The following is a 6,997-nucleotide window of genomic DNA, read 5'->3' as shown; positions in this document are numbered from 1 at the left end:
GCGTTTGAATTGTTCATCTGATAAGTTTTGATAATCCATAATTTTGCTAATAAACATAGCAAAATTATAGATGATTTCCTGACCTAAGATCACATTTTATTCTTTTTTCCACTTCAATCTAAGAATTGAGAAAAAAGCAAAACCTTATATTATACCATAAAAAAATTATGCAAGAGGTCTTTTCAATCCTTGTCAGGACGGATTCTAGGGAATAGGTGACGGTTTCGTTAGACATTTTGCTATACTCCTCGACCTATCTGGCGACCATCTTAATTATTGTACTAAGTCCGTTGAGTAAGTAAGTGGTTTCAATTAAATTGAAGATAGATTTTGTCTTTGATTCCCCCTTAATAAGGTGGGGTATCTAACAATTTTTAACACCTACTTACTTAGAATATAATATTTCAGCCGCTTTTTTACTTTATAAAGCTATCATTCAAAACTTCTAAATTTAATGGAAAATCTGACCATGTACAACGCTATAATCGAATAAACAACTAAACTTTATATTTCTGTAATGGTTAATTCCTTAAAAGCTTTTTCTAGGCGCAGATATGAACAAGCTGGTTATCCTAAATCAGATGGGAAAGATGCTCTTTGGTCTCCTAGTTATTTTGTTTCTTCTGTGGGAGGTGTCCCATTGGCAGTTCTTAAGTGATATATTAGAGATCAAGAAAAGCCGTCGTAGAACGACGGGGTTTTAAACCCAAATTTTCGATAATCAGATAGCTATCATCTCAAAAACTATCACCATGACGATCGATCCGCAACAACTCATCGAACTGGCTCTCCAATCCGGAGCGGTGGCAGCCGAAGTTTATCAATCTTCCTCCCTTTCCCATCCCGTTTTTTTTGAGGCTAATCGTCTCAAACAGCTAGAAAGTTCTGAATCCGTGGGAACTGCCTTAAGATTATGGCGCGAGGGTTGTCCGGGGTTAGCGGTGGGTTATGGTGATGTGGAACCTGAGATTTTAGTAGAAACGGCATTAAATTTATCCTATCTCAATGCCCCAGAAGAAATCGAATTTTCGGCACCACGACGGGCAATTTATGACCCGATTGGCCAGGATGTGGCGGTAGAATCTTTAATCGAGATGGGTAATCAAATGATTGGCCAAATTCGCCAAGTTTATCCTGAGGTTATTTGTAGTGGTGAATGGGAATGTGAACGGGAAATCACCCGTTTGGTTAATTCCGAGGGTTTATATTGTCAATATACCGATACAGCTTTGAGTTATTATCTGGGGATTGAATGGGTACGGGGAGAGGATTTTCTCGCCGTTTATGATGGGGAATATACCCGCAGTACACCTCATCCCGAAACGGTAATTAAACAGTTATTGCAGCGACTACAATGGGCAGCCAATAATGTGGATAGTCCCACGGGAAAATTACCAATTTTATTGACCTCTAATGCAGTTACCCTCTTATGGGGTACGGTGGAGATGGCTTTAAATGGGAAACAGGTCTTAGAACAGTCCTCGCCCTGGAGTGATAAAATTGGTCAATTGGTGATGTCAGAAAAGTTGACTTTATCCCAACAACCGGACCGAGAACCCTATAGTTGTCCCTTTGATGATGAGGGAACTCCTACCAAATTTTTATCTTTAATTGAGGGAGGTAGAGTTAAGGAATTCTATAGCGATCGTACCACGGCCAGATTATTAAAAACTACTCCGACGGGAAACGGTTTTCGTCCCGGTTTAGGGGTTTATCCCATGCCGGATTTAGTTAATTTAATCGTGGCACCGGGAGAGGGAACTTTAGAGGATTTAATCTCGCAAATAGATGAGGGCCTAGTTATCGACCAAATTTTAGGTCATGGGGCCGATATTTCGGGCGATTTTTCTGTCAATGTCGATCTGGGTTATCGCATAGAAAAGGGCAAAATCACCGGACGAGTTAAAGATACAATGGTGACGGGAAATGTTTATACCGCTTTGCAGAATTTAATCGCTCTGGGGGCCGATAATCAATGGAATGGCTCCTGTTATACTCCCTCGCTAATCGTTGATAGTTTATCGGTGGTAGGGTAAAAATGTGGCGTTGTCAAATTGAAAGATGCTCCTAATCAGATGGGAACTGAAATTACTAGGTGTAGGGCTAATTCATGAATTAGCCCTACAATAGGCGTTGTCAAATTGAAAGATGCTCCGAATCATCTGGGAACTGAGATTAACTCAGCCTACTTTTTGGGGTTAATTTTTTGGGGTTTTATTTGACCTGAAAAGAGGGGGGTCGCAGGCAGGCACGGATTCCCATTATATAAGAAATTATCTGTCAAGTCGCGGGGTTTTGTCAAGCTTTTTTGGGAAAAAAATTAACCGACACTCAAGGGGAGAAAATTATCGGCAGAGATATTATTTAATCTCCCCTTTGAGTAGGTATTTTTCAGCCTGGGATTAACGCTTTAGTTGCCGAGGCACCAAGGCGATTTAATTGGCGATTAATTTGCCATCCGACGAGGGTTAAACCCAACCACTGACTGAAAATTGCCAAAGCGAAAGAGGGAAGTGTAGCGTATTGAGTAGCGGCAATGGGAAGAAAAGTAAAAAACCATAAAAGCGGAGATTGACTGGGATTAACTCCCAAGACAGCGAAACAGAGGAAGGGGAAAATAATCAAAATGCCGATGCTACTGGCTGCGAGCAAAGCGCGTTTATTTGTGCCGGCTAACATCAATAATTGGGCGATAGCGGCATAGACTAAAATCATGTTCATTGCCAAGAGAAACCCGGCTGCAGTGGCTAGTTTATATTGATGGAGAGGGGCGATAAAAATAGCGGGAAGGATGAATAAAATGGCAATAGCGACGTTAACAGCCATGGCTAGGGTAGAAGGACTTTTTTCGCCAAAGATTAAAGCTTTCCCCAGACTAATGCCCGTTTTTCCTTGTAGATGACGATAGCGCGCCCAATCTTGGAGAGTTTGACGGGGAGGAGTGAGGGCAAAAAGGATTAACAAGCCAAAAATCGCCACAAAAACGCTAAGAATCGCAAAATTATCGAAAAGATAGCTCGGTTGCAGAGTTTGGAAGACAAAACCCAGGCTAATGGCACTAAAACAGCCCATCATCCAGTAACTTTGGGGTTTACTAACAAGAGTAGCGAGGGGATTATGGAAGCGACGCTGGAGAATTCTGGTTAAACCGTAGGTGCAGAGGGCAAAATTGAGCAAAATTAAGCTAATACCCACTATAACCGATTGCCAGAGAGATTGACCGTACCAACGCAGATCAAAGATTTGTGAGATTCCTAGATAGCGTACCGCATCGGGGGGGAGAAAGGTAGATTTAACTAGATAGGGGAGGACAAAACTAGGATTAAAGAGAATTAACCAATCAAAGGGAGTACGGGAACCACCATAGCCCGATAAAGTAAAAATAGTGCTATAAAACACAAAGATTAAGACTGCAGCACTGCCTAACCAGGGTTGAAATCCTCCTAACCATGGCGTGGCTAAAGCGAAACTAAGGGCAGCATGATAGAAAAAGGCACAACTAGCGATCAGAACCGCGTAGAAGGCTAAAATTAACGATAGGGGAATACCTGCTAATAAACCCGCCCCCAAGTGAAAGGGTAAAGCGAGAAGACAGACGAGATAGAGGAGAATGGGAACCCCGAAAATTTTGCCGATAAAAATCGTTTTGGCGGGTTGGGGACTCAGACGGATAAAATTAAGTGTACCCCGGCGCTCTTCCCCAGAAAGATCGGCGATTAATTGATAGGTTCCCACCACTAAAAGGGCGAAAATGCCGGTAATACTCAGAAAAGTGAAGATATCTAACCACCATAACCGGGAGATAATCATCCATTGACCATTTAGGTCTTGGATGCAGTATTTAAGCCCACTATAGGGATTATAATCGTTGTTATGGGGGGGATTAGCGGTACAGTAACGACTAAATCCCGCCCCTACCGACAAGAGATTCTTATAGTACAGGTAAACTAATAATTGACCAACTAGGGAGATAACCGAGGCGATCGAGATATTTTTCGGGGTTAATCTTCCTTGCCATTCTCGCATAATTTGCGGGTTGGTTTCCGTAAGGCGATCGATTATTGTCGCTATCATATTTTTGTCCTCTCTACAGCCGTTATCAGGAGCTAATCCTAGATTAACCCAGTAACTTCTCGATCGGTTCGGGGATGAAGAAATCCATCGAGATGCAGCTAAGTAGCTGGTTATAATTAAATTAAAAATGGATTTTAGGTTCGATCCCCCCTTAGTCCCCCCTTAGTCCCCCCTTGATAAGGGGGGTGTCTGATAATTTTTAACGCCTACCTACTTAAAATCTGGGTTCGGGAATCAAAAAGGGAAAAAGTGCCGGACCCGGGAGCTTCTGTTTTACACTAGAATTTGGCCGCCTGAATCTAGATCTATGCCCACTCTGACCCTCAATTTTCCCCTGACTGCCGTTGTCGGCCAAGAAGCGATTAAATTAGCCCTACTCTTAGCCGCCGTGGATCCCGCCCTGGGGGGTGTGGTAATTGCCGGTCGTCGGGGAACCGCCAAATCAGTCATGGCGCGGGCGATACATTCCTTACTGCCACCGATCGAAATTATCGCAGGTAATGTCTTTAATTGTGATCCCAACAATGCCGACGAATGGGACGATCACACTAAAGAAGAATATAGCAGTGGAGAGGTCGCCACGGAAGTTATCCGGGCCCCTTTCGTGCAGATTCCCCTAGGAGTCACCGAGGATCGTTTATTGGGTTCCGTCGATGTGGAAGAATCGGTGAAACAGGGGGAACCAGTCTTTCAACCAGGTTTATTAGCCAGCGCCCATCGGGGAATTCTCTACATCGATGAAATTAATCTACTTGATGACCAAATTGCTAACCAATTACTCACAGTTTTAAGCGAAGGACGTAACCAAATCGAACGGGAAGGCATCAGTTTTCAACATCCCTGTAAACCAATCCTGATCGCTACTTATAACCCAGAAGAAGGGGATTTACGACCCCATTTATTAGATAGAATTGCCATTGCTCTTTCCGCCGATGGTGTCCTTAGTTTAGACCAACGAGTCACCGCCGTCAATCAGGCGATCGAGTATGCTGTTTCTCCCAGCGCTTTTATCGCCCAATATGCCCAAGAAATCGATGATCTAAAAACCGAAATTATTCTGGCGAGGGAATGGTTAAAAGAGGTAAAAATTAAACCCGAACAAATTAGTTATCTAGTGGAGGAAGCGGTGCGCGGTAGGGTAGAAGGTCATCGCGCCGAGATTTTTGCCGTGAGAGTAGCCAAGGCCGCCGCCGCTTTAGAAGGTCGGGATTTAGTCAGTGCCGATGACTTAAAAAGAGCCGTCGAATTAGTTATTGTACCTCGATCGCTGATTACGCCACCACCTCCGGAACAGGAACAACAGCCACCGCCACCACCGCCACCACCGGAACCGCCCCAAGACGAAAACCAGCAGGAACAGGAAGAAAAAGAGGAGGAGAAAGAGGAGGAAAAAGAACCGGAACAGCCCGATAATTTGCCGGAAGAATTTGTTTTTGACCCAGAAGGGGTTTTACTGGATCCCAGTGTGCTGTATTTTGCCCAGATGGCCCAGCGTCAGGGGAAATCGGGGGCGCGTAACCTGATTTTCTCGGAAGATAGGGGACGTTATATTAAGCCGATGTTACCTCGGGGCAAGGTGAAAAGAGTCGCCGTCGATGCCACTCTCCGGGCGGCCGCCCCCTATCAAAAAGCCCGTCGCTTGAGGAATCCCGAACGTCATGTGATTATAGAAGAAGGGGATCTGCGCTCAAAACGGCTGGCCCGCAAGGCTGGTTCTTTAATTGTCTTTGTCGTCGATGCCTCCGGTTCCATGGCTCTCAATCGGATGCAGTCGGCCAAAGGTGCGGTTATGCGTCTGTTAACGGAAGCTTACGAAAATCGCGACCAGATTGCCCTGATTCCTTTCCGGGGTGAGCGAGCAGATGTACTATTACCGCCAACCAAATCGATTACCCTAGCGAAAAAACGTCTAGAAACCCTGCCCTGTGGTGGCGGTTCCCCCTTAGCCCACGGTTTAACCCAAGCGGTTCATGTGGGGATGAATGCCCGTTTATCGGGGGATATCGGTCAAGTGGTGATTGTGGCGATTACCGACGGGAGAAGTAATATTCCTTTGGCGAAATCTCTAGGGGAACCGATTCCGGAGGGGGAAAAACCGGATATTAAGGCAGAACTGCTCGATATTGCCGCTAAAATTCGCTCTTTAGGCATTAAATTGCTGGTCATCGATACGGAGAAAAAATTCGTCTCCACTGGTTTTGCCAAAGAATTAGCCCTAAAAGCCGGGGGTAAATATTATCATCTACCCCGGGCCACGGAACAAGCGATCGCATCTATGGCGCGAGGGGCAATTGCGGGACTGTAGCTAGGGTTTGCGGCAAAAAGTTTTTCGGTGGGGGCAGGGTGTGGGGTTTTACCAATTTTCAGGGAAAAAGTGCCTAAATTTCCCTCCCGATCCCTGCAATGGCTGGCACTTTTTGATTTCAAAAAAGCCTAAAAGTCTTATCCAACAATTTTTAGATTTATTCAGCCAGCTGTAGCTAGTTGTTGGGGGGTGCATATCATTGATTAACGAGCTTTGAATAACTTACCGTCCGGGCGATTTAAATACCTACAGGCGACTCGATAATTTTCTTCTAAAAATTCTTGCTTTAGAGAATATTTTTCCTCGGAAGTTAATAGGTAATCGCTAATCAAAAAATCGGGCAATCGATTGATAGTACTGGTCAATTCATTCTGATTACTTAGAGATAGTCATTTCAATTAAGATTGAGAATATCAATCCGAGATTTCATAAGGGTTTTGTCGGCCTAGACTGTATCAGACTTATCTGAAATGACTATAACTTTCATTTTTTTTAAGGCATAGCAAATGGCACTTGGTCTCACTCCAAACTTCTCGGCTCTGTCTCTTAATCTTGCCTCGGGATTTTCTTGGACATCTTTTGACAGTGCTTTCCAGTCCAGCTTTCTCTGACGGTGTT

5 protein-coding genes and 1 pseudogene are annotated in these 6,997 nt (G+C 44.3%); 3 read left to right on the top strand and 3 right to left on the bottom strand.

The window, feature by feature from the left end:
- The first annotated feature begins 517 nt into the window (after positions 1-517).
- Both IM450_RS21265 and IM450_RS21260 read left to right on the top strand, forming a co-directional pair.
- A complete protein-coding gene (locus IM450_RS21265) occupies positions 518-658 on the top strand; it encodes a transposase (protein ID WP_002799818.1) in 141 nt (46 codons plus the stop codon).
- Between the two features lie 94 nt (positions 659-752).
- On the top strand, positions 753-2,036 hold the full coding sequence (locus IM450_RS21260; protein WP_002799819.1) for a TldD/PmbA family protein: 1,284 nt from the start codon (positions 753-755) through the stop codon (positions 2,034-2,036).
- Between the two features lie 355 nt (positions 2,037-2,391).
- Here the strand turns inward: IM450_RS21260 and IM450_RS21255 are convergent, their stop codons facing one another.
- Entirely contained in the window at positions 2,392-4,074 is a 1,683-nt protein-coding gene (locus tag IM450_RS21255) for a hypothetical protein (RefSeq protein WP_287666522.1), read from the bottom strand.
- A gap of 307 nt (positions 4,075-4,381) precedes the next feature.
- Here IM450_RS21255 and bchD point away from each other — a divergent pair, with 307 nt between their 5' ends.
- Positions 4,382-6,379, top strand: a complete 1,998-nt coding sequence (gene bchD / locus IM450_RS21250) for a magnesium chelatase ATPase subunit D (RefSeq protein WP_287666519.1) — start codon at positions 4,382-4,384, stop codon at positions 6,377-6,379.
- A gap of 203 nt (positions 6,380-6,582) precedes the next feature.
- Here the strand turns inward: bchD and IM450_RS21245 are convergent, their stop codons facing one another.
- Together IM450_RS21245 and IM450_RS21240 are read right to left on the bottom strand one after the other, a co-directional pair.
- A complete protein-coding gene (locus IM450_RS21245) occupies positions 6,583-6,744 on the bottom strand; it encodes a hypothetical protein (protein ID WP_287666517.1) in 162 nt (53 codons plus the stop codon).
- Positions 6,745-6,857: 113 nt separating this feature from the next.
- A pseudogene (locus IM450_RS21240) lies at positions 6,858-6,997 on the bottom strand (IS630 transposase-related protein); the annotation flags it as partial.

The sequence above is a fragment of the Microcystis sp. M083S1 genome (assembly GCF_020246405.1).
GTDB classification, from domain to species: Bacteria; Cyanobacteriota; Cyanobacteriia; order Cyanobacteriales; family Microcystaceae; genus Microcystis; species Microcystis aeruginosa_C.
Note: the sequence above shows the minus strand (reverse complement) of the source record. Positions and strands in the feature narration are given on the sequence as shown.